22 protein-coding genes and 1 tRNA gene are annotated in these 20,364 nt (G+C 73.6%); 14 read left to right on the plus strand and 9 right to left on the minus strand.

Annotated elements, in window-relative coordinates:
- Positions 1 to 51: 51 nt before the first annotated feature.
- From rplK to MLY01S_RS01050, 4 genes are all read right to left on the minus strand, one after another.
- Positions 52 to 483 carry a 50S ribosomal protein L11 gene (rplK, locus tag MLY01S_RS01035; RefSeq protein WP_067188473.1) on the minus strand — a complete coding sequence of 144 codons (432 nt, stop codon included), beginning with the start codon at positions 481 to 483 and terminating at the stop codon, positions 52 to 54.
- A 138-nt stretch (positions 484 to 621) separates the two neighbouring features.
- A complete protein-coding gene (gene nusG / locus MLY01S_RS01040) occupies positions 622 to 1,455 on the minus strand; it encodes a transcription termination/antitermination protein NusG (RefSeq protein WP_067188475.1) in 834 nt (277 codons plus the stop codon).
- 86 nt (positions 1,456 to 1,541) lie between these two features.
- Positions 1,542 to 1,796 (minus strand): preprotein translocase subunit SecE, encoded by a 255-nt coding sequence (secE, locus tag MLY01S_RS01045; protein ID WP_067188476.1) that lies wholly within the window; start codon positions 1,794 to 1,796, stop codon positions 1,542 to 1,544.
- Positions 1,797 to 1,870: 74 nt separating this feature from the next.
- A tRNA-Trp gene (locus MLY01S_RS01050) sits at positions 1,871 to 1,943 on the minus strand.
- A gap of 185 nt (positions 1,944 to 2,128) precedes the next feature.
- On the opposite strand from MLY01S_RS01050, the gene MLY01S_RS01055 reads away from it, so the two are divergent.
- On the plus strand, positions 2,129 to 3,337 hold the full coding sequence (locus MLY01S_RS01055) for a pyridoxal phosphate-dependent aminotransferase (RefSeq protein ID WP_067188477.1): 1,209 nt from the start codon (positions 2,129 to 2,131) through the stop codon (positions 3,335 to 3,337).
- 119 nt (positions 3,338 to 3,456) lie between these two features.
- Here MLY01S_RS01055 and MLY01S_RS01060 read toward each other — a convergent pair whose 3' ends face one another.
- On the minus strand, positions 3,457 to 4,173 hold the full coding sequence (locus tag MLY01S_RS01060; RefSeq protein ID WP_067188478.1) for a LuxR C-terminal-related transcriptional regulator: 717 nt from the start codon (positions 4,171 to 4,173) through the stop codon (positions 3,457 to 3,459).
- Complete coding sequence (locus MLY01S_RS01065; RefSeq protein WP_245232124.1) at positions 4,166 to 5,458, minus strand: ATP-binding protein; 1,293 nt, start codon at positions 5,456 to 5,458, stop codon at positions 4,166 to 4,168. The genes MLY01S_RS01060 and MLY01S_RS01065 overlap by 8 nt, the downstream gene beginning before the upstream one ends.
- A gap of 97 nt (positions 5,459 to 5,555) precedes the next feature.
- On the opposite strand from MLY01S_RS01065, the gene MLY01S_RS01070 reads away from it, so the two are divergent.
- The 3 genes from MLY01S_RS01070 (at position 5,556) to MLY01S_RS01080 (ending at position 8,753) form a co-directional block, all read left to right on the plus strand.
- The gene (locus MLY01S_RS01070; RefSeq protein WP_067188479.1) at positions 5,556 to 6,686 is read left to right on the plus strand and encodes a PspC domain-containing protein; all 1,131 of its coding nucleotides are present in this window, start codon (positions 5,556 to 5,558) and stop codon (positions 6,684 to 6,686) included.
- 181 nt (positions 6,687 to 6,867) lie between these two features.
- Positions 6,868 to 7,899, plus strand: coding sequence for a 6-phosphofructokinase (locus MLY01S_RS01075; RefSeq protein ID WP_067188480.1), 1,032 nt, complete (start codon positions 6,868 to 6,870; stop codon positions 7,897 to 7,899).
- Positions 7,900 to 7,907: 8 nt separating this feature from the next.
- Positions 7,908 to 8,753, plus strand: coding sequence for a GNAT family N-acetyltransferase (locus MLY01S_RS01080; RefSeq protein WP_067188482.1), 846 nt, complete (start codon positions 7,908 to 7,910; stop codon positions 8,751 to 8,753).
- 68 nt (positions 8,754 to 8,821) lie between these two features.
- On the opposite strand, the gene ygfZ is transcribed toward MLY01S_RS01080, so the two are convergent.
- From ygfZ to MLY01S_RS01095, 3 genes are all read right to left on the minus strand, one after another.
- Positions 8,822 to 9,991 (minus strand): CAF17-like 4Fe-4S cluster assembly/insertion protein YgfZ, encoded by a 1,170-nt coding sequence (gene ygfZ / locus MLY01S_RS01085; RefSeq protein ID WP_082739493.1) that lies wholly within the window; start codon positions 9,989 to 9,991, stop codon positions 8,822 to 8,824.
- Positions 9,991 to 10,638 (minus strand): nitrobindin family protein, encoded by a 648-nt coding sequence (locus MLY01S_RS01090; RefSeq protein WP_067188484.1) that lies wholly within the window; start codon positions 10,636 to 10,638, stop codon positions 9,991 to 9,993. Before MLY01S_RS01090 ends, ygfZ begins: the two co-directional genes overlap by 1 nt.
- Positions 10,639 to 10,846: 208 nt before the next feature.
- Positions 10,847 to 11,659, minus strand: coding sequence for a hypothetical protein (locus tag MLY01S_RS01095; RefSeq protein ID WP_245232125.1), 813 nt, complete (start codon positions 11,657 to 11,659; stop codon positions 10,847 to 10,849).
- 154 nt (positions 11,660 to 11,813) lie between these two features.
- On the opposite strand from MLY01S_RS01095, the gene MLY01S_RS13060 reads away from it, so the two are divergent.
- The 10 genes from MLY01S_RS13060 to asd all read left to right on the plus strand — a co-directional run bounded on the left by MLY01S_RS13060 (position 11,814) and on the right by asd (position 20,350).
- Positions 11,814 to 12,488, plus strand: a complete 675-nt coding sequence (locus tag MLY01S_RS13060) for a winged helix-turn-helix transcriptional regulator (RefSeq protein ID WP_067188488.1) — start codon at positions 11,814 to 11,816, stop codon at positions 12,486 to 12,488.
- Positions 12,489 to 12,509: 21 nt separating this feature from the next.
- Positions 12,510 to 13,427, plus strand: coding sequence for a mycothiol synthase (gene mshD / locus MLY01S_RS01105; RefSeq protein WP_067188490.1), 918 nt, complete (start codon positions 12,510 to 12,512; stop codon positions 13,425 to 13,427).
- A 95-nt stretch (positions 13,428 to 13,522) separates the two neighbouring features.
- The gene (locus MLY01S_RS01110) at positions 13,523 to 14,533 is read left to right on the plus strand and encodes an NUDIX hydrolase (RefSeq protein WP_067188493.1); all 1,011 of its coding nucleotides are present in this window, start codon (positions 13,523 to 13,525) and stop codon (positions 14,531 to 14,533) included.
- 135 nt (positions 14,534 to 14,668) lie between these two features.
- Positions 14,669 to 15,025 carry a GNAT family N-acetyltransferase gene (locus MLY01S_RS01115; protein WP_067188497.1) on the plus strand — a complete coding sequence of 119 codons (357 nt, stop codon included), beginning with the start codon at positions 14,669 to 14,671 and terminating at the stop codon, positions 15,023 to 15,025.
- 180 nt (positions 15,026 to 15,205) lie between these two features.
- Entirely contained in the window at positions 15,206 to 16,954 is a 1,749-nt protein-coding gene (locus tag MLY01S_RS01120) for a hypothetical protein (protein ID WP_067188499.1), read from the plus strand.
- On the plus strand, positions 16,951 to 17,346 hold the full coding sequence (locus MLY01S_RS01125; RefSeq protein ID WP_067188501.1) for a GntR family transcriptional regulator: 396 nt from the start codon (positions 16,951 to 16,953) through the stop codon (positions 17,344 to 17,346). Before MLY01S_RS01120 ends, MLY01S_RS01125 begins: the two co-directional genes overlap by 4 nt.
- Positions 17,347 to 17,410: 64 nt before the next feature.
- Positions 17,411 to 18,232 (plus strand): thymidylate synthase, encoded by an 822-nt coding sequence (locus MLY01S_RS01130; protein WP_082739494.1) that lies wholly within the window; start codon positions 17,411 to 17,413, stop codon positions 18,230 to 18,232.
- Between the two features lie 104 nt (positions 18,233 to 18,336).
- Entirely contained in the window at positions 18,337 to 18,861 is a 525-nt protein-coding gene (locus MLY01S_RS01135; protein WP_067188586.1) for a dihydrofolate reductase, read from the plus strand.
- A 60-nt stretch (positions 18,862 to 18,921) separates the two neighbouring features.
- A complete protein-coding gene (locus tag MLY01S_RS01140) occupies positions 18,922 to 19,158 on the plus strand; it encodes an NF038396 family protein (protein WP_067188506.1) in 237 nt (78 codons plus the stop codon).
- A 16-nt stretch (positions 19,159 to 19,174) separates the two neighbouring features.
- Positions 19,175 to 20,350 (plus strand): aspartate-semialdehyde dehydrogenase, encoded by a 1,176-nt coding sequence (gene asd, locus MLY01S_RS01145; protein ID WP_067188508.1) that lies wholly within the window; start codon positions 19,175 to 19,177, stop codon positions 20,348 to 20,350.
- The last annotated feature ends 14 nt before the right edge of the window (positions 20,351 to 20,364 follow it).

Consider the following 20,364-nt stretch of genomic DNA (forward strand, 5'->3'; position numbering starts at 1 on the left):
GCCACGTGGAAAGAGTGGGGTGGACGCCCGTCAGGACGTCCCGTGGAGGTGTCAGCCCTCGACGGTGATGCCCATGGAGCGGGCGGTGCCGGCGATGATCTTCGCGGCGGCCTGGACGTCGTTGGCGTTCAGGTCCGCCATCTTGGTCTGCGCGATCTCCTCGCACTGGGCCTGGGTCAGCTTGCCCACCTTGTCGGTGTGCGGGGTGCCGGAGCCCTTGGAGACGCCCGCGGCCTTCTTGATCAGCTCGGCGGCCGGCGGGGTCTTGGTGATGAAGGTGAAGGAGCGGTCCTCGTAGACCGTGATCTCCACCGGGACCACGTTGCCGCGCTGCGACTCGGTGGCGGCGTTGTAGGCCTTGCAGAACTCCATGATGTTCACGCCGTGCTGGCCGAGGGCCGGGCCGATCGGCGGGGCCGGGTTGGCAGCTCCGGCCTGGATCTGGAGCTTGATCAGGCCGGCGACCTTCTTCTTGGGAGCCATGTGTCGGATCCTTCTCTCACTGGTGGACCCGCAGCACAGGAGCGTACTGCGGGCGGTGGCCGCCGTGGCGCGGCGGCCGGTGCCCTGACGCCACCGGCAGGCGGCCGGCGGCGAGGGGACGACTGTGTTGCCTGCCCGTCAGAGGATCTTGGTGACCTGGCTGAAGGACAGGGTGACCGGGGTCTCGCGCTCGAAGATGGAGACGAGGACCACCAGCTGCTGGGCCTCCGGCTTGATCTCGGAGATCGTGGCCGGGAGGGTCTCGAACGGACCGTCGTTGACGGTGACCGACTCGCCGACCTCGAAGTCGACGTGGATGGCCTGGGCCTCAGCGCCGGACTCCCCAGCGGCGGCGGGGGCCGGGCGGCCCTCCTTCTCCGCGGCCTTGGCGGCCTCCTGGATGACCGACGGGGCCAGCATGTCGAAGACCTCGTCGAGGGACAGCGGCTGCGGGTGGTACGCGTCGTTGCCCACGAAGCCGGTGACGCCCGGGGTGTGGCGGACGACGCCCCACGAGGCGTCGGTCAGGTCCATGCGGACGAGCACGTAGCCCGGAATGCGCACACGGGAGACGATCTTCCGCGTGGTGTTCTTGATCTCCACGACCTCCTCCATGGGGACCTCGATCTCGTAGATCAGGTCCTCCATGTCCTGGGTCTGGATGCGGGTCTCGAGGTTGGTCTTGACGCGCTTCTCGTAGCCCGCGTAGGTGTGCACCACGTACCAGTCGCCGGGCTGGCGGCGCAGACGGGTGCGGAGCTCCTCGGCCGGGTCGACCTCGGGCTCGTCCTCCTCGGCGGGGGCCTGCTGGGCCTCCGGCTCCTGGGCCGGCGCGGCGGTCTCCTCGGCAGCGGGCGCCTCGGTCTCGGCGGTCTCCGCGGTCACGTCCGCGGTGATCTCCTCAGCCTGGGCGGGCGCCTCGGAGGCGGCGGCGTCCTCGGTGGCCTGGGGATCGAGTTCCTGCTCGGACACGGGTTCCTGCTTTCTGCTCACGGGGTACAGAGGCTGCGGACGGTGGAACGCAGCGGCGGCCTCTCCGACTCGGCCGCTCCCTCGGGTCAGAAGCCGCCGAAGGTGAAGCGTGCCGCCGTGCCGAAGAGCCAGTCCAGCCCCATGACCAGGAGGATCATGATCGCCACGAAGGCGAGCACGACGCCGGTCATGCGCAGAAGCTCCTCGCGGGTGGGGGTGACCACCTTGCGGAGCTCATCCATCACCTGGCGCAGGAAGAGGCCGATGCGAGCGAAGAGGCCACGCTTCTTGCGGGCGTCTGCGGGGCGGCTGCCGCCGCCGCTCACTGCCGTCTCAGACACGTGGCCTCACTCAGTCGGATCGCCGTTACGTTCTTGCCGTCATCTCGAGCAGCCGGAACGGCTGCGTCGATGCGCAGGGCAGACAGGACTCGAACCTGCAACCTGCGGTTTTGGAGACCGCTGCGCTACCAATTGCGCCACTACCCTAGGGACCGATCCGGGTTCTCCGGCCGCTCACCGGAGGACCGCGTCGCGGTGCCGAGTGAACAGCGTACGCCATAGAGGCTCTGGAAGTCGAACCAGCCGGCCCTCCGGACTAGTCTGGAGGCGGGTCGCGCGCCGGACGCGGGACCCGCCCGGCCGCCCGCACTCCCGAGAGTCAAGAGGAAACCATGGCACCCGCACCCGCCCGCCGCGTCTCAGAGCGCATCGGCTCCATCGCCCCGTCCGCCACCCTGGCCGTCGATGCCCGCGCGAAGGAGCTCAAGGCCGCCGGCCGCCCCGTGATCGGCTTCGGCGCCGGCGAGCCGGACTTCCCGACCCCGGGCTACATCGTCGAGGCCGCCGTGGCCGCCGCGCAGGACCCGAAGAACCACCGCTACACCGCAGCCGCGGGCCTGCCCGAGCTGCGTGAGGCCGTGGCCGCCAAGACCGCCCGCGACTCGGGCGTGGCCCTGGACTCCCAGCACGTGCTGATCACCAACGGCGGCAAGCAGGCCGTGTACAACACCTTCGCCTCCCTGCTGGACCCGGGAGACGAGGTCATCGTCCCCACCCCGTTCTGGACCACCTATCCGGAGGCCGTCCGCCTGGCCGGCGGCGTCCCCGTGGAGGTCTTCGCCGGCCCGGAGCAGGGCTACAAGGTCACCGTGGACCAGCTCGAGGAGGCCGTCACCGCCAAGACCAAGGTCCTGCTCTTCGTCTCCCCGTCCAACCCGACCGGCGCCGTCTACTCCCCCGAGGAGACCGAGGCCGTGGGCCGCTGGGCGCTGGATCGCGGCCTGTGGGTCGTCACGGACGAGATCTACGAGCACCTCACCTACGACGGCGTGCCGTTCACCTCGATCGTGAAGGCCGTCCCGGAGCTCGCCGAGCAGGCCGTGATCCTCAACGGCGTGGCCAAGACCTACGCGATGACCGGCTGGCGCGTCGGCTGGATGGCCGGCCCGCTGGACGTCATCAAGGCCGCCACCAACCTGCAGTCCCACGCGACGTCGAACGTCTCCAACGTCTCGCAGCGTGCCGCCCTGGCCGCCGTCTCCGGCCCACTGGACGCCGTCGATGAGATGAAGGTCGCCTTCGACCGCCGCCGCAAGGCCATGGTGCAGGCCATGAACGCCGTCCCGGGCTTCGAGTGCCCGACCCCGGAGGGCGCCTTCTACGCCTACGTGGACGTCCGCGGCGCCCTCGGCCGCGAGATCCGCGGCGTCACCCCCGCGACCTCCGCCGAGCTGGCCGCCCTGATCCTCAACGAGGCCGAGGTGGCCGTGGTCCCGGGCGAGGCGTTCGGTCCCTCCGGCTACCTGCGCCTGTCCTACGCGCTGGGCGACGACGACCTCGCCGAGGGTGCCGAACGCATCCGCGCCCTGCTCTCCGAGTGAGCCCCGCGCCCGGTCAGGGCGCATGCAGGAGGCGGCCGGCCGTCGTCGTGGAGGAGATCCCCTCGACGACGACGGCCGGTCGCCTTCCGTCTGCCCGGCCCCTCCCGGACCGGACCGGCTCACGCGTAGCCGCGGCGGGCGGCCCAGCGGGTGAGCTCGTGGCGGTTGGACAGCTGCAGCTTGCGGAGCACGGAGGAGACGTGGGACTCCACCGTGCGGTCCGAGATGAACAGCTCCGCGCCCGCCTCCCGATATGTGAAGCCCCGGGCGATCAGGCGCATGACGTCGCGCTCGCGGGCGGAGAGCCGGTCCAGCTCCTCGTCCTGCGCGTCCCGGTCCGTCGGGACCGGGGAGGCGTCCGGGGCACCGGAGGGGCGGACCGCCGTCGTGTCCGGGGCCGCCGTACCCCGGAAGGCGTCCAGGACGAAGCCGGCCAGGCGCGGGGAGAACACGGCGTCCCCCTCGGCCACGCGGACGGCGGCGTCCACCACGTCGGCGCCGGAGGCGGACCTGGTGATGTAGCCGCGGGCGCCGGCGCGGATGACGGCCACGACGTCCTCGGCGGCGTCGGACACGGACAGGGCGAGCAGACGCCGCTCCGGGTCCCGTTCGAGGACGCGGCGGGCGACCTCCGCTCCCCCGCCGCCGGCGCCGCCGGGCAGGTGCACGTCCAGCAGCACCACGTCCGGGGCCGTCTCCAGCACGACGGCCACGGCCTGGTCGACGTCCCCGGCCTCGCCGACGATCTCGACGCGGGCCGGGTCCAGGTCCGCGCGCAGGCCGGCCCGGAAGATGGCGTGATCGTCCACGATCACGGCGGTCACCGGTTCACTCATGCGCCCTCCTCTCGCGGGTCGGTGCCTCTGACGCCGCCCTCCGGACGGGCGACGGCCGGGGCGTCGAGGTGCAGGTGGACCTCGGTGCCGCCGGCAGAGGAGCGTATGCGCACCGTTCCCCGGCCCGTTCCATCCTGCCCCGCAGGGACTCGCGGACGCCGTGGCGGTCAGCTGGCAGCTGATCCGGGTCGAAGCCGGGGCCACGGTCCCGGACGAACACGTCCACGCCCTCGATCGCCCCCTGGTCGTCCTCGAGGACCTCGGCGTACACCTGGGCGTCCCCGGCGTGGCGGGCGGCGTTGGCCATGGCCTCGCGGGAGGCCGCCACGAGCGGGTCCAGCCACTCGCCCTCAGTCTCGCCCACGGCGACGACCTCGATGCGGCGGCCGTGGGCGTCCTCGACCTCCCCGGCCACCCGGCGCAGCGCCTCGGAGAGCGCGTCCGGCGCCTGGGAGGGGTCGTCGAAGAGGTAGGAGCGCAGCTCGCGCTCCTGGGCCCGGGCCACGCGGGCGACCGTCTCCGGGTCGGAGGCGCGGCGCTGGATCAGGGCCAGGGACTGCAGCACGGAGTCGTGCAGGTGGGCGGCGATCTCCGCACGCTCGGTCTGCACGGCGAGCGCGGTGCGCTCCCGCTCCCGGCGGGCGACCAGGCCGAGCACGAAGGGCGCCGCCACGAGGGCCAGGCCGGCGAGCAGGGCGACAGCCAGCAGCAGCCCGAGCCACAGCGTGCCCGGGCCTGCCGTGTCCACGGCGAGCGCCAGGACGGAGACGAGCACCAGGGCGGTGCCGAGGGCGATGCGCAGCCAGGTGCCGCGGCTGCGACCCGGGGATGCGGCGGTGTCCGCCTGCATCCAGGCCACGCCGAGGCCGATCACCAGGATGCCGACCGGGGCCGCGGTCTGCCAGTCCACGTCGGCCCCCAAGGCCTGCACCACCACCAGGACGGCCACGCAGACGACGGCGGCGCCGAGGACCGCGGGCCAGCCGACCTCGCGGACGCGGGCGAGGCCGGTCTCGAGGCGGCGGCGCAGCTCGGGGTCGTCGTCCGCCGTCCCGTCCGCTCGCTCCTGCGGGAGGAACAGCCAGAGCCAGGTGTACAGGGCCAGGCCCACGCCGCCGGTCAGGGCCAGGACCACCATGCCCAGGCGCACCCAGGCCACGGGCAGCTCGAGGTGCCGGGCCAGGCCTGCGCAGACACCGGCCACGGGGTGGTCGCCGTGGTGCCGCAGCAGCGGCGGGCGCACACGCGGCGCGGGGCCGCCCTGCGGCGGGGTGGGGTGCTGCATGCCCCCATCCTGCCCGCTGGGCCCCGGAGCGCACATCCGGGACGGGTTCCGGGATTCCCCGGATGTGTCCGACCCCGCCCCGCGGGAGGATGGAGCCATGTCCTCCCACCAGCACTTCCACGCCGATCCGACCGCAGACCCGTCCGCCGCAGGCGCGGGCGCCGACACCGGCCCCGCCGACGGCCTGGCCGCCCTGCCCTCCTGGCTGCGCGGCCCGGTGCGCTCCTGGGGCGTGAGCCGGTCCGAGGAGTCCTGGGTCTCCGGCGCCCTCGGCGGCGTCGCGGCCCGGTACGGTCTGGACCCGCTGCTGGTGCGCGGCGTCTTCGCGGCCGTCTGCCTGCTCTCGGCCGGCCTGGCGCTGCTGGCGTATGCCGTGGCGTGGACGGTGCTGCCGGGACCGGACGGACGTGTGCTCTGGGCACAGCTGCGCCGCGGCGACTTCTCCGGCTCGGGCGTGGGCGTGGCCGTGGTGGGCGGCGTCGGCCTGGTGTCCCTGGTCTCCGGTGCCGGCCTCACGGCCACGCTCGTCTTCAGCGGTGGCCTGGCGGGGCTGACGGTCCTGGCCGGCACGGCGCTGCTCGTCTGGTGGCTCCTCACCCGCGGCCGGGAGCCGAAGGCGCTCGGCGCGTCCGAACGTCAGCGCTTCACCGGCCGCGACGGCCGTCCCTCGGCAGGGTTCCGGGCGGCGGACGCCGCAGGCGCGCCGTCCTCCCCCAGCTGGTACATGGACGCCCGCCGCCGGTCTGGGCAGGAGGAGTCCGCCCCGGACGAGGCCGGCTTCCGCTCCTCGTGGATCGACCCGGAGACCGGCCAGTGGCGGGACCGCCCGCACTCCCGCGATCTGCGCGCCGCCGAACGCGTCGCCGAGATGGAGCGCCAGGCCGCCGCGGAGCGTGCCTCCGCCGGCCGCGGCGCAGCGGCCGCCCGTGCCGAGCGTCCGGCGCTGGGCGCGATCGCCCAGACCGTGACGCTCGTGGCCGCCGGCGTCGTCTGCCTGGCCGCGCTGGTCGGCTCCGTGGTGTTCGGCTTCTCCGGCGTCGGCACGGTGCTCGGGCCGGCCGGTGCCACGATCGTCGGCGGCGCCGCCGCCCTCGTGGTCCTCGCCCCGGTGCTGCTGCTCGCCGCCCTGCGCGGACGCCGCGGCGGCCTCGTGTCCGCCGCCAGCGTCTTCGCCGTCGGCATGGTCGTCATCGGCGTCGTCGCCAACCTGAGCATCGTCCTGCCCTGACCGGTCCGCCGGCCACCCGGTGCCAGCGCTCTCATCTCCGGCACCGCCGGTGGACCGCTGACAGCACCCGGCACGGCGTCGATAGTCTGGAGCCGCAGGCCGCGGATCCCCTCCGCAGGGGGCGCCGCCGGACCTGCGGCTTCCGTCATGTCCCCCTTCCTGCCGTCGAAAGGACTCCTCCATGCGCGTCGGACTGCTCACCTCCGGTGGCGACTGCCCTGGCCTGAACGCCGTCATCCGTGCCGCTGTGCTCAACGGCATCAAGACCTACGACTTCGAGATGGTCGGCATCCGCAACGGCTGGGCCGGCCTGATCGACAAGGACGTGGTGGAGCTGCCCCGCCAGGCGGTCCGGGGCCTGTCCGGCACCGGCGGCACCATCATCGGCACCTCCCGCACCCACCCGTACGACACGGCCGGCGGCGGTCCGGAGAACATGAAGCGGAACCTGGAGGAGATGGGCATCGACGCGGTCGTGGCCATCGGCGGCGAGGGCACCCTGGCAGGCGCCAACCGCCTGGCGAAGGACGGCCTGCCGATCGTCGGGGTGCCGAAGACCATCGACAACGACCTGATGGCCACGGACTACACGTTCGGCTTCGACACCGCGGTGCAGATCGCCACGGACGCCATGGACCGCCTGCGCACCACCGGCGAGTCCCACCACCGCTGCATGGTGGCCGAGGTCATGGGCCGCCACGTCGGCTGGATCGCCCTGCACTCGGGCATGGCCTCCGGTGCGCACGCGATCCTCATCCCGGAGGTCCGCACCCCGATGTCCCAGGTGGCCGAGTGGGTGAAGCAGGTGCATGACAAGGGCCGCTCCCCGCTCGTGGTGGTGGCCGAGGGCTTCGTGCCGGAGGGCCAGGACGACCCGTTGGCCGCCGCCGGCAACGCGAAGGACGGCCGCCCGCGCCTGGGCGGCATCGGCGACTGGGTGGCCCGCGAGCTCGAGGAGGCCACCGGCGTGGAGTCCCGCGCCACCGTCCTCGGCCACATCCAGCGCGGCGGCGACCCGTCCGCCACGGACCGTGTGCTCTCCACCCGCTTCGGCATGCAGGCCATGAAGCTCGTGGCCGAGCACCGCTGGGGCCAGATGGTGGCCGCCAACGGCACCGAGATCATCTCCGTGCCCATGTCCGCCGCCCTGTCCGGCCTGAAGAAGGTGCCGCTCGCCCGCTACGAGGAGGCCAGGGTCCTCTTCGGCCGCTGAGCGGGACCATGGCACTGCAGGAGCACACCCTCGCCCTGGTCGGCCTCGCCTGGGCCCGTGCGCTCGGGCTTCCTGACGACGGGCTCGGCACCCTGGGCGCCTCGCCCGCCACCGGTGCGGCCTCGCCAGGCCCGGCCTCGGGCGTCCCGTCCGCCGCCCCCTCGGCACGGGCGGCGGGGGCGCCGGGCTGCGCCCGGCGCGTGGAGGTCGTCCTCGACGACGGGGCCGTGCTGCCCGGCCAGGGCGAGCGCGTGGCGACCGTCCTCCGCCTGGGCGAGGCGGCCGTCGTCGTCGGCCCGCAGTGGTTCGTGACGGCCTGCCGGGACCTGGACGACGAGGTGCTGGCGCTCGAGTCCACCCTGCTGCGGATCGGCGCGGCGCACGGGGTGCGTTCGTGCGGCGAGCACACCCTCTACTACGCGGACGAGGCGCCGGAGGTGGACCCCGCGCAGTCGATCGCGGTGTCCTTCGACTCCGCCCACGCTCTGGAGGTCGGGGCGCTCTGCCCTGCCGACGACGTCACGGCCGCCGCGCTGCCGCAGTGGGACCACACGGCCGCCCTCGTCCCGGTCGTCGAGGACGGCCGGAGCGGCGGTGCGGCCTGCGCGGCCGCCGGCTACGACGTGTTCTCCGGGATCGTGGCGCGCCTGGGCGTGCTCACCGTGCCGCACCTGCGCGGCAGGGGGCTGGGCACCTATGCCGCCGCGTCGGCGATGGAGTCGGCCTGGCTGGACGGGCTGGTGCCCTCGGCGCGGGTGCCGGAGGGACACACCATGGCCCACCACATCGCCGTGGCGGTGGGCATGGAGCCGCTGGGGACGCAGACGTCCGTCACCTGGGGGCCGGGCGCCTGACGCGCGGGGCCTGAGCCTGTGGTCGGCGCGGCACAGCCGGAACACCGTGCCGGCCTCACGGCCTGCGGTCAGCGGCGGCGCACGTCAGGACGGCCGACGACCTGCCCGGCGTCCGGGGCCACGAGGACCTCCTGCGACGCGGCGACGTGCCCGGCGCCGCCCTCGGAGTCGTCGCGGACGATCAGCTGGGCGTCCACCGGAACCGAGCGCTTCACCAGGGCCAGGCCGAGGTGGCCGGCCTCGTGGTGCTGGCCCACGGAGGTCAGCACGCCCACCGGGCGGGCGGCGGCGCGGGCCTCCTCGGTGTCCGGCTCGGGCCGCACGATCACCGGCGCCCCGGGGGCCGGGAAGGCATGGCCGGAGCCGTCCATCAGCAGCTGCACGAGACGGCGCGGCGGACGCCCGAGGTTGTGCACCCGGGCAATGGTCTCCTGACCGCGGTAGCACCCCTTCTCCAGGTGCACGGCCGTGCGCAGCAGGTCCAGCTCGTGCGGCAGCGCCTTGGCGTCCGCGTCCACGGACGGGCGGGGGCGGCCTGCGGCGATGCGCAGGGCCTCGGCGGCCGACGTGCCGGCCAGGGACCAGCCTGCCAGCTCCCCCTCGCCGAGGCGGGCGGCGGTGGCGAGGAGGTCGTCCCGGGTCACGAGGTACTCGCGCCAGGACCAGTCCTCGCCGGGATGGTCGGGGCCGGAGTAGGCCCAGCCGCCCGGGGCGACCTCAGGCCAGGGGTCGATCCACACGGTGCGGTCCTCCCAGCCCGGAACGGCCGCGGTGGCGCCCACGACGGCGACGGTGCCGGTGTGGCGGCGCAGCGTGACCTCGTGGGCGAAGCGCATGCGCGTCAGCCAGTCCAGCAGCGCCTGCTCGTCCGCCCTGTCCAGGATGAGCCAGCAGGCGGCGCCGTCCTCGAGCAGGTGGACGCCGTGCTCGATGCGGCCGTTGGCATCCAGGAAGAGGGCCTCCGTGCTGGTGCCGGGCCGCGCCTGGGACAGGTGCTGGGTGGTCAGGGTGTGCAGCCACTCCAGCCGGTCGGGCCCGGAGACGGACAGGACGGCGCGGTGGGACAGGTCCACCAGTGCCCTGCCGCGGTCCAGCGCGCGCTGTTCGCGCAGCGGGGCGCCGTAGTGCGCGGCGACGCCGGCGTCGGGCCCCTCGCCCTCGACGGCACCGGTGGCGGGGCCCTCCGCCGCGGACAGCGGGGGCTGCAGGAGCGGGCTGCGATACGCGGGGGCGGACATCAGCGTGGACGCTTCGCGTGCGGGGACAGGCGACCCTCGGAGCGGTCCGGCATGCGGTCGAGGATCGCGGAGGCGTGGGCCTCGAGGTCGTGCTCCTCGGCGGCCGCGGTGTCCCAGCGCCAGAAGAGCTGGTTGTTCACGAGGCCCGCCATGCGGGTGGCGCGGTGGTAGTCGCCGGCGGCCGAGCCGCGCAGCACCGCGTCCGTGGCGAGCTGCAGCTGCGGGCCCTTGATGCGGCCGTAGTACAGCTCGGACATGGAGCCGGGGTGCGTGATGGTGGCGGTCAGGCCGAAGGCCTCGTCCTCGCCGCGCAGGGACTCGACGTCCTCGGCGGAACGGTAGGCGGGGACCACGTCGGCCGGGACCATGCCGGGGCCGACGTCTCCGTCGCGGCGGGGGCGGTCCACCTGCCAGAACCCGGACTCGACGGTCAGCGGGCGCAGCAGGGTGCCGTCCTCCTCGCAGATCCAGGACTCGGCGCGGTACTCCAAGAACGGCAGGCCGTACTCCGTGAAGTCGACGCGCTGGTAGAAGATCTCGGTCCCCTCGGCGCCGTCGCCGAGGCGCCCCTGCCCCTCCCAGGAGCCGATGAGCCAGGAGAGCGGAGCGAGTTCGGGGGTGAGGTCGTACGGGAGCTCGGTGGCCATGGAGACGTCGGTCTCGCGTTCAGGTCACCGTGCGGCCGGATCCCGGCCGCACGGGGACCTCAGCGCTGGCCCTTGAAGAGGCCGCCGATGACCAGGGCGGCCACGCCGGCCATGCCCAGGGAGGCGAGGCCCACCAGGCCCAGGAAGAAGATCTCGAGTGCAAGAAGGTTGTCCATGGCGGCCAGTCTAGCCGCCCTCGTCGCCTCGATCAGCCCAGGAGCGCGAGGATGACGTGGCCGATGACGCCGGCAGCGCCGACGGGTGCCATCGCCAGGGCGAAGCCGGGCCGCCGCGGACGCAGGGTGGTGGCCACGGGACGGTCCTCGGGACGCGGCTTCGCAGACGGCGCGGTGGCCGCGGTGAGCGCGACCAGGGTGCTGGAGGCCAGTGCCGCGACGGCCGCGATCGCAAGCTTGCGCGGCTCGGCGTCCAGGACCAGGCCCGACGCCACGGCGATCAGCACGGACAGCGGGATGAGCACGGCCGCCAGGGTGCCCGGACGGCCCTGCATCCAGGGTGTCAGGCCGAGCAGGGACACCAGGGCGACGGTGGCGCCGATGCTGAGCAGCAGGATGGGGGCGAGCGGCATGGCGTTCCACTGGGCCAGCGCGGCCCAGCCGGAGGTCATCACCACGATCATAACGCCGCCCATGGTGGCCACGGTGGACTCGAGGCGCAGCGGCCGTCCGGTCCCGCGGAAGAGCTGGACCATGAACGCCGCGATCACGCCCCAGCCCGCCACGACGGCCATCGGCTGGAAGAGGCCGAGCGCGCCCTTCTCCGGCTCGCCGAGGCCGACGTGGCCCCAGAGCAGGGTGAGGCCCAGGCTCACGAGGCCGACGACCGCCAAGGTGACGGACAGGGAGATCCGGGCCGGGGACCCGAGCTGACGGGGCCATCCCCAGGCGATCACGAGGATCACCACGACGGCGACGGCGGAGACCGCGAGGGGTCCCACGAACGCGGCCGCGCTGAGCACGACCGCCGCGAGGGCGGCGGCCAGGGCCATCGACAGTCTCATCACAGCCCCCATCCTGCCAGGTCGCGGGGCCACCGCCGAGCGTCACGCCAGTGGACACGGTGGGCACCGCCGCTGCGGGCGGACGTACAGTGTCACCGGACATTCGGCATGCGGTGTCCGCGAACCGGTGTCCAGGAGCGAAGGGAGTGCGGCCGTGACGCATGTGGTGCTGCTCACCGATGCGGAAGACGGACTCGGCGACCTCACCGAGCACCTGGACCTGCTCGGCCACACCGTCACCGCGCGTCCCCGCCGCGCCTCGGCCGCCGCAGGCGTCCCCGCGGCGGACGCCGTCTTCGTGGACGCCCGTACGGACCTGTCCGGCGCCCGCACCGTCTGCACGGACCTCGCGGCGCTGGCCGCCCACCTGCCCGTGGTGGCCGTGTTCCACGACGCCGGCCTGAGCGCCGTCTCCGCCCGCTGGCAGGTCGCCGACATCCTGCTCACCACCGCCGGCCCGGCGGAGGTGGAGGCACGCCTGCGCCTGGCCACCGCGCGCAGCGGGCCGCAGGGAGGGCACGAGCCGGACGAGATCCGCGCCGCGGACCTGGTGGTGGACGCCGCCGGCTACACCGCCCGCGTCCACGGGCAGCCGCTGAACCTCACCTACAAGGAGTTCGAGCTGCTGAAGTTCCTGGCCCAGCATCCGGGCCGCGTCTTCAGCCGCGAGCAGCTGCTGCAGGAGGTCTGGGGCTACGACTACTTCGGCGGTACCCGCACCGTGGACGTGCACGTCCGCCGCCTGCGCGCCAAGCTCGGCCCGGACCACGAGCAACTGATCAGCACGGTGCGCAACGTCGGCTACCGCTTCGACGCCCGCACCGCCTGAACCGCACGTAGTGTGGAGGGCATGACCGACCCCTCCGTGCCCGACGTCCGTGTCCTGACCGACCCCGGCCACGTGCCCGCCGCCGCGGTGCTCGCCCTGGCCGACGCGGCCCGCGCCGCCGACGGGCATCCCCCGCTGTCCGACCAGACCCGCGTGCACGTGCAGCGCGGCACCGCGCTGGCCGTGCTCCTGACCGGACCCGACGAGGCACCGGACGGCGCCGCCGTCCTGGCCCCCGAAGGCGAGGGCGCGGTCCTGGAGCTGGTCGTGCACCCCGACGCCCGCCGCCGCGGCGTGGCGACGGCGCTGGCCGGGGAGGCGGCCGTCGTCGTGGAGCAGAGGGGACTGCAGGAGGCGGTGAGCGTCTGGGCCCACGGGATGCTGCCGGGGGCGGCCGAGCTGGCCGCCGCCCACGGGCTGACTCCGGTGCGCGAGCTGCGCCGGATGGCCGTGGACTCGTCCGTCCTCGCTCCGCTGACCGCCCCGGAGCTGCCGGAGGGCGTGCGGCTGCGCCCCTACGTCCCCGGCACGGACGACGCCGCCTGGCTCGAGCTCAACGCCGCCGCCTTCGCGGACCATCCGGAGCAGGGCTCGCTGACGCAGGCCGACCTGGAGGACCGCCGCAGCGAGGACTGGTTCGACGCCGCCGGCTTCCTGCTGGCCGAGCGCGAGGCGGACGGCACCCTGCTCGGCTACCACTGGACCAAGGCCGAGGGCGACGGCACGGTCGGCGAGGTCTACGCCGTCGGCGTCTCCCCGGACGCGCAGGGCCTGGGCCTGGGCCGCGCACTCACCGTGGCGGGCCTGGTCCACATGCGGGACGGCGGCGCCCGGCGCGTGGACCTCTACGTGGACGCGGACAACACCGCCGCCGTCCGCCTCTACGAGAAGCTCGGCTTCGTGCTCGACGCCGCGGACGCGCAGTACCGGCGCGTCTGAGCGCCTCTCGCCACTATCCTTGAGCCGACGGTTCCGTGGCCCAGGCCGTCGTAGGATTCCACGCCCGGGACCGCCCGCAGACCGAACGGAGCACCATGCCGACGTCGCAGACCGCCCTCACCGCCGCGCGCGCCACCGTGGGACACCACGTTCCCGCGCCCCGGGCCGAGGTGCTGGCCGCCGGTGTCCTGCCCTGGCGGACCGGCCCGAGCGGCCTCGAGGTCATGGTCATCCACCGCCCCCGCTACGACGACTGGTCCTGGCCGAAGGGCAAGCTCGACCCCGGGGAGACGCTGCCGGAGTGCGCCGTCCGCGAGGTCCGAGAGGAGACCGGCCTGCGCGTGGCCCTGGGCATCCCGCTGGCCGTGACCCGCTACGAGGTCAAGAACCGCGGCGGCAAGCCCGGAACCCGCCCCAAGGAGGTCTGGCACTGGGCCGCCGAAGCCGGCCGGCAGAAGGGCCAGGCCGACGGAGACGAGGTGGACGAGCTGCGCTGGGTCTCCCCTGCAGCCGCGCGCCGTCTGCTCACCAACGCCACGGACCGTCAGCCGCTGGACGCCCTCGAGGCAGCCTACGGCGAGCGCCGCCTGCGCACCGTCCCCCTGGTGCTGCTCCGGCATGCCAAGGCCAAGCCCCGCTCCTCCTGGTCCCGCGCCGAGGAGGACCGGCCGCTCGCCGCCACCGGCCGCCGTCAGGCGCTGGCCGACCGGCGGCTCCTGACCGCCTGGGCCCCGGAGAAGCTGTTCTCCTCCCCGTGGCGCCGCTGCGTGGAGACGCTCGCACCGCTGGTGAAGGACACCCGCCTGCCCGTGAAGTACAAGGCCTCCCTCACGGAGGCCGGCGCCAAGGACAACCCGAAGAAGACCCGGCGCGTGATGCGTGGCCTGCTGGAGAAGCGCCGCGCCCTGGTGGTGTGTTCGCACCGACCCGTGCTGCCGGAGCTGCTGCAGGAGATCGAGGCGATCACCGCGCACCCGGACGTGCTCAAGGCCCTGCCCGCCGAGGACCCGTACCTGCGCCCCGGCGGCGTGCTGGTGGCGCACCAGGGCCTGAACCAGGGCGGCCGCGTGGTGGCACTGGAGTGCTACGACCCGGCGGACGGTTGACGGGACACCGTCCGGCGTGGTGGCCGCCGGCGGACGGTTGACGGGGCCGCGGCGCCTCCGGGCGGCCCGGCGTGGTGGCCGCCGGCGTGCCGCCGACCGTTGAGTCGCGCGTCACACCCGGACTAGGCTTCCCGCATGGACACCGTGAACCGCCCCGAACTGATCGTCCACGACCGCCTGAAGCTGACGCGCGACCCGGACCGCGGCCGCTTCGAGCTGCGCCAGGACGACACCTTCATCGGTTTCGAGGGCTACACCGTGGACGAGATCCCCGCCGAAGACGACGCCCAGGGCCAGGCCCGCACCGTGGTGCGTCTGCAGCACACGATCATCGACGAGGCCTACGGCCGGAAGGGCTACGCCCGCGCCCTGGTGACGATGGTCCTGCAACGGCTGGCGGCCGAGGGCGAACAGATCGTCCCGGAGTGCACCTACGTGCAGCAGTACCTGGCGCGCTACCCGGAGTTCCGCGAGCTCGTCTACGAGGGCTGAGCGCTTCGGCTGCCTCCGACGTTTCCCGACGACGGCCGCGCACCTTGGCTGTGTGCGCGGCCATCGTCGTGTCCGGACCGTGACGCCCCGCCCCCTTCCGTATGTATCAATGTGTTGATACGTTGATACATAACAAGGTGGCGTCGACGGGGCGCCGCAGACCGGAGGGAGTGACCGACCATGCAGCTGTTCCTGCTGACCTCGCTGTTCGGGGTCGCCGTGTCGATCGCCGTCGTCTACGCGGTGATCCGCCTGTTCACCAACAGCGCGCAGCGCGACCCGCTCCAGGCCGCCCGCTCCCACGGCATGGTGACGGCGCTCATCGCCCTGTTCGCCGCCACCGGCTCAGGACTGACGAGCCTGGTGTTCGTCGAGGATCCGCCCTGGGCCGCGGGAGCATCCGACGCCCCTGCCGGCCCAGGCGCCTTCCCGGTGTCCGCGGTGCCGTTCGACGTCGGCTTCAACGCCCTGGCCCCCGTCCTCTGGCTGCCAGTGGTCTACTGGATCGCCCAGCGCACCTGGCCGACCCCGGTCGCCCCCACCCGCAGCGCACGCCTCACCGCTCGGTCCTGGCGGGAGTACCTCCCACCCCGTCTGACGATCGTCACCGGCGTGGTCGCACTGGTCTCCGTGGCCGCCGCCCTGATGCTCCTGCCCACCGACGGCCGGCCGCTGACGACGGCCGACACGGGCGTCAGCGGCCCGGACGGGATGTCCGAGACCTTCGTGCGGGACCCGGGTGTGCGCAGCGGCGCGCTGGTGACCCCGTGGCTGCTCGGATTCGTGCTCCTGGCCTGCCTCTGCGGCGCACTGGCGGTCGCCGCCGTCGTCCGCCGGCGCTCCCTCTCAGGGCTCACCCCGGCCCAGGACGACGCCGTCCGGCACGTGGCCGTCAACCGCATCCTGCGCACTCTGACCGTCGTCCTTCTCTCCGTGCCCGTCGCCGTGGACAACGCCTTCGGGTCCCAGGAGCCGAACCGGATGGGGCCCTTCACCGTCTGGTCGCTGGCCGCGGTCTTCGCTGTGGCCCTGGCGATGCTCGTGTGGACCTCGCCCCAGGTGAGGGTGCTCCGTCAGGACGCGGCGCACCACGTGTACGAGGACGCCACCGGGGAATGGGTGGAGGTCCCCCGCGGCCCCGGCACCCTGAGCGATGTCATCCAGCTGCGCCACACGGCCGCCGCGGTCGTCCTCCCGCTCGCCGCGCTGACGACGGTGGCGATGTTCGTGCTGCCGATGCCGGCGCACCTGGAGCTCTCCGCCGTCGGGTCTCCCGTCGCCTCCGTGCTGGCCGCATTCGCTCCCCTGTCCGTCCTCTGGGTCGGCTACCTGCTGGCCGAGTTCGTGCTGCGCATGAAGCACACCGACCGCACCGCCACCGCCCGCACCCGCGGCGTCCGCGCCTCCACCTGGCGCGTCGTGCTCTTCGGCGTCGTCGCCACGGCCGGTCTCGTGGCCGTCGGCTGGGCCGTCCGGGAGGAACGCGCCCTCGCCCGCGTCGGCGTCGACGCAGTCCCGCTGGCCGTTGCCATGCTGTCCGCCCTCCTGGTGATCGGGATGCTCACCGCGATCGGCGTGCGGGTCTGCCTCCGCCGCCACCCGCTGACCCGCACCTCCGCGCTCATGGACCGCCGCATGCGCCGCCGCACCGCGGACCGCATGGTCGGCATCGGCACCACCGGCATGCTGATGGTCCTCGCCACCGCTGTCGGCCAGCTGGTGATGTCCATGTCCGTCGCCCCGCTGCTGTACCTCCTCGCCGTCATCCCCGCCCTGCTCCCCAGCACCTCCCTGGTCCGTCCGATCGGCGACGCCCAGGACCCGGCCGACGGCTCGGACGGACCAGAGGACGGAGGCCACCGGCCGTCGTCGGGAAGGCCCGAGGCGACCGGAGGGCCGGTGGCCGCGGGAGCGAAGGCGCGCCGATGAGCCACCCCGTCTCCCCACAGCCGCCGGCCGGCCCGGCCGAGATCGCCATCGACCTGGAGTCCGCGACGCCGCCCTACGAGCAGGTGCGTCGGCAGATCTCGGTGGCCGCCTCCTCCGGGGCACTGCCGCCGGGCACCCGGCTGCCCTCGGTGCGCGCCCTGGCCGCGGACCTGGGCATCGCCCCCGGCACCGTGGCCCGCGCCTACAAAGAGCTCGAGGCCGCCGGCGTGGTGGTCACCGCAGGACGCCGCGGCACCGTGATCGCCGAGGACGCGCCCGCCACCGAGGCGGCGGCCGTGGTGGCCGCGCTGCGCCAGGCCTCCGCCCTGGCCCGCGGCGCCGGCTGGGACCGGAGCCGCTGGGAGCGGGAGGCCGGGCGCGCCTGGGGCTGAAGGCCTCCAGGGTTCCCGGAACCGCCGGAATCAGCCGATTCTGCGGACTCGCTACGATGGTCCGGTGACCATTCCGACCCCCTACGAGGACCTGCTCGCCGAGGTGCTGGCAGACGGCGCCCTTAAGGGCGACCGCACCGGCACCGGCACACACAGCGTGTTCGGCCGGCAGCTGCGCTTCGACCTGGCCGACTCCTTCCCGCTGATCACCACCAAGCGCGTCCACTTCAAGTCCGTGGCGCTCGAGCTGCTGTGGTTCCTCCGCGGCGACTCCAACGTCCGTTGGCTGCAGGAGCGCGGCGTGCGGATCTGGAACGAGTGGGCGGACGAGAACGGTGACCTCGGCCCGGTCTACGGCGTCCAGTGGCGCTCCTGGCCCACGCCGGACGGTGGGAGCATCGACCAGATCGCGAAGGTCGTGGAGTCGCTGCGGACGAACCCGGACTCACGCCGGCACATCGTCACCGCCTGGAACCCCGCCGAGGTGGAGGACATGGCCCTGCCCCCGTGCCACGCGCTCTTCCAGTTCTACGTGGAGCCGGCGCAGGACGGCGGCCCCGGACGGCTGTCCTGCCAGCTCTACCAGCGCTCGGCGGACCTCTTCCTCGGGGTCCCGTTCAACATCGCCTCCTACGCCCTGCTCACCGTGATGATGGCGGAGCAGACCGGCCTGCGCCCCGGCGAGTTCGTGTGGACCGGAGGCGACTGCCATATCTACGCCAACCATGTGGACCAGGTCCGCGAGCAGCTGAGCCGCGAGCCCTACCCGTACCCGCGGCTGCGCCTGACCCGCCGCCCCGAGTCGATCTTCGACTACGCCTACGAGGACATCGAGCTCGTCGACTACCGCCACCACCCGACCATCACGGCGCCGATCGCCGTCTGAGCCGCCCTCCCCGAGACCCGCAGGACCACAGGAGCATCCGCAGCACCGTGAACGACGCCGCCCACCACCGCACCTCCCCCGCCGGCAGCCCCAGCCGCATCGGCATGATCTGGGCCCAGAGCCCGGACCGCGTCATCGGCCTCGACGGGGGCATGCCGTGGCACCTGCCGGAGGACCTGAAGCACTTCAAGGACCGCACCCTGGGCCACCCCGTGGTCATGGGCCGCCGCACCTGGGAGTCCTTCCCGGAGCGCTTCCGGCCGCTGCCGGACCGCACGAACATCGTGGTCTCCCGCACCCTGGACGCGGACGACGCCGCCGGGGACGCCGTGCGCGCCACCGGCGCCGTGGTGGCCGCAGACTTCGGGGCGGGTCTGCACGCGGCCTCCGAGGCCGACGGCCTGGACCTGGTCTGGGTCATCGGCGGCGCCACCCTGTACGAACAGGCCCTGGACGTGGCCACCCTCGCCGAGGTCACCGTGATCGACACGGACGTCTCCGGCGATGCCCATGCCCCCGCCCTGGACGCCCGCTGGAGACTCACGCAGGCCGACCCGTCCCCGGACGGCTGGCACACCTCCGCCGAGGGCCTGCGCTACCGCTTCGAGCGCTGGGAGCGCCCGGCCTGAGCCGGACGTCACGTCTGCTCTCCGCATTCCGTCCGTGCACCCCGTCGAGAAGGAGCATCCATGAGCCCCACCCCGACCTCCCAGAACGACCCCAAGCCGTTCTTCGACAAGGACATGCTGTCCTTCCTCGCGCTGATCGCCTTCCCGATCCTGGCGCTCGTCTCCGCCGTCTTCGGCCTGATCCTCGTGGTCCAGGGCCACATCCTCGGCGGCCTGGTGTTCCTGCTGGTCCTCACCCAGGCCTTCGCCATCGGCGGTCTTATCGTGTGGACGCGCCGACGCCGCCCGCGGGACTGACGGATACGGTGGAGGCATGACCGTCCACGCACAGACCGCCGCAGCCCCCGCCGATGCCGCCGCCCTGCCCGCCGTGGGCCTGGTGGGCTGGCGCGGCATGGTGGGATCCGTCCTCATGCAACGCATGGCCGAGGAGGGCGACTTCGCCCGCATCCACCCGGTGTTCTTCTCCACGTCGAACGCCGGCGGCACCGCCCCGGCCTTCGCCGGCATGGACGGGGACCCCGGCACCCTCAAGGATGCCTATGACGTCGAGGCGCTCAAGGCCCTGCCGATCATCGTCAGCACCCAGGGCGGCGACTACACCAAGGCCGTGCACGGCACGCTCCGCGCCGCCGGCTGGGACGGCCTCTGGATCGACGCGGCCTCCACCCTCCGCATGGAGGACGACGCGGTGATCGTCCTGGACCCGGTGAACCGTTCCGTGGTCGACGCCGCCCTGGAGGCGGGCACCAAGGACTTCGTGGGCGGCAACTGCACCGTCTCCTGCATGCTCATGGGCCTGGGCGGCCTGTTCACCGCCGGCCTCGTGGAGTGGGGCACGGCCATGACCTACCAGGCGGCCTCCGGCGGGGGCGCCCGCCACATGCGCGAGCTGCTGAACCAGTTCGGCGCCCTGCACGGCGAGGTCGCCGGAGAGCTGGAGGACCCGGCCTCCGCGATCCTCGAGATCGACCGGAAGGTGATCGAGCTGCAGCGCTCCGGCCGCCTGGATGCCAGCCAGTTCGGTGTCCCGCTCGGCGGCTCGCTCATTCCCTGGATCGACTCGGACCTGGGCAACGGCACCTCCCGCGAGGAGCTCAAGGCCTACGACGAGACCAACAAGGTCCTCGGCCGCACCGGCGCGGATCGCATCCCCTTCGACTCCCTCTGCGTGCGCGTGGGCGCCATGCGCTCGCACTCCCAGGCCCTCACCCTGAAGCTCACGAAGGACGTCCCGCTGGACGAGGTCGAGCAGATCATCGCCGAGGGCACCGAGTGGGCCAGCGTCGTCCCGAACGACAAGGAGTCCACCGTGGCCGAGCTGACCCCGGTCGCGGCCACCGGCACGCTCCGGATCCCCGTGGGACGCCTCCGCAAGCTCACCATGGGCCCCGAGTACCTGTCCGCCTTCACCGTGGGCGACCAGCTCCTGTGGGGTGCCGCCGAGCCGCTGCGCCGCATGCTGATGATCGCCACCGGCAACCTCTGACGCTCCCCGCACCG

The organism is Micrococcus lylae NBRC 15355, assembly GCF_001570885.1.
GTDB lineage: Bacteria > Actinomycetota > Actinomycetes > Actinomycetales > Micrococcaceae > Micrococcus > Micrococcus lylae.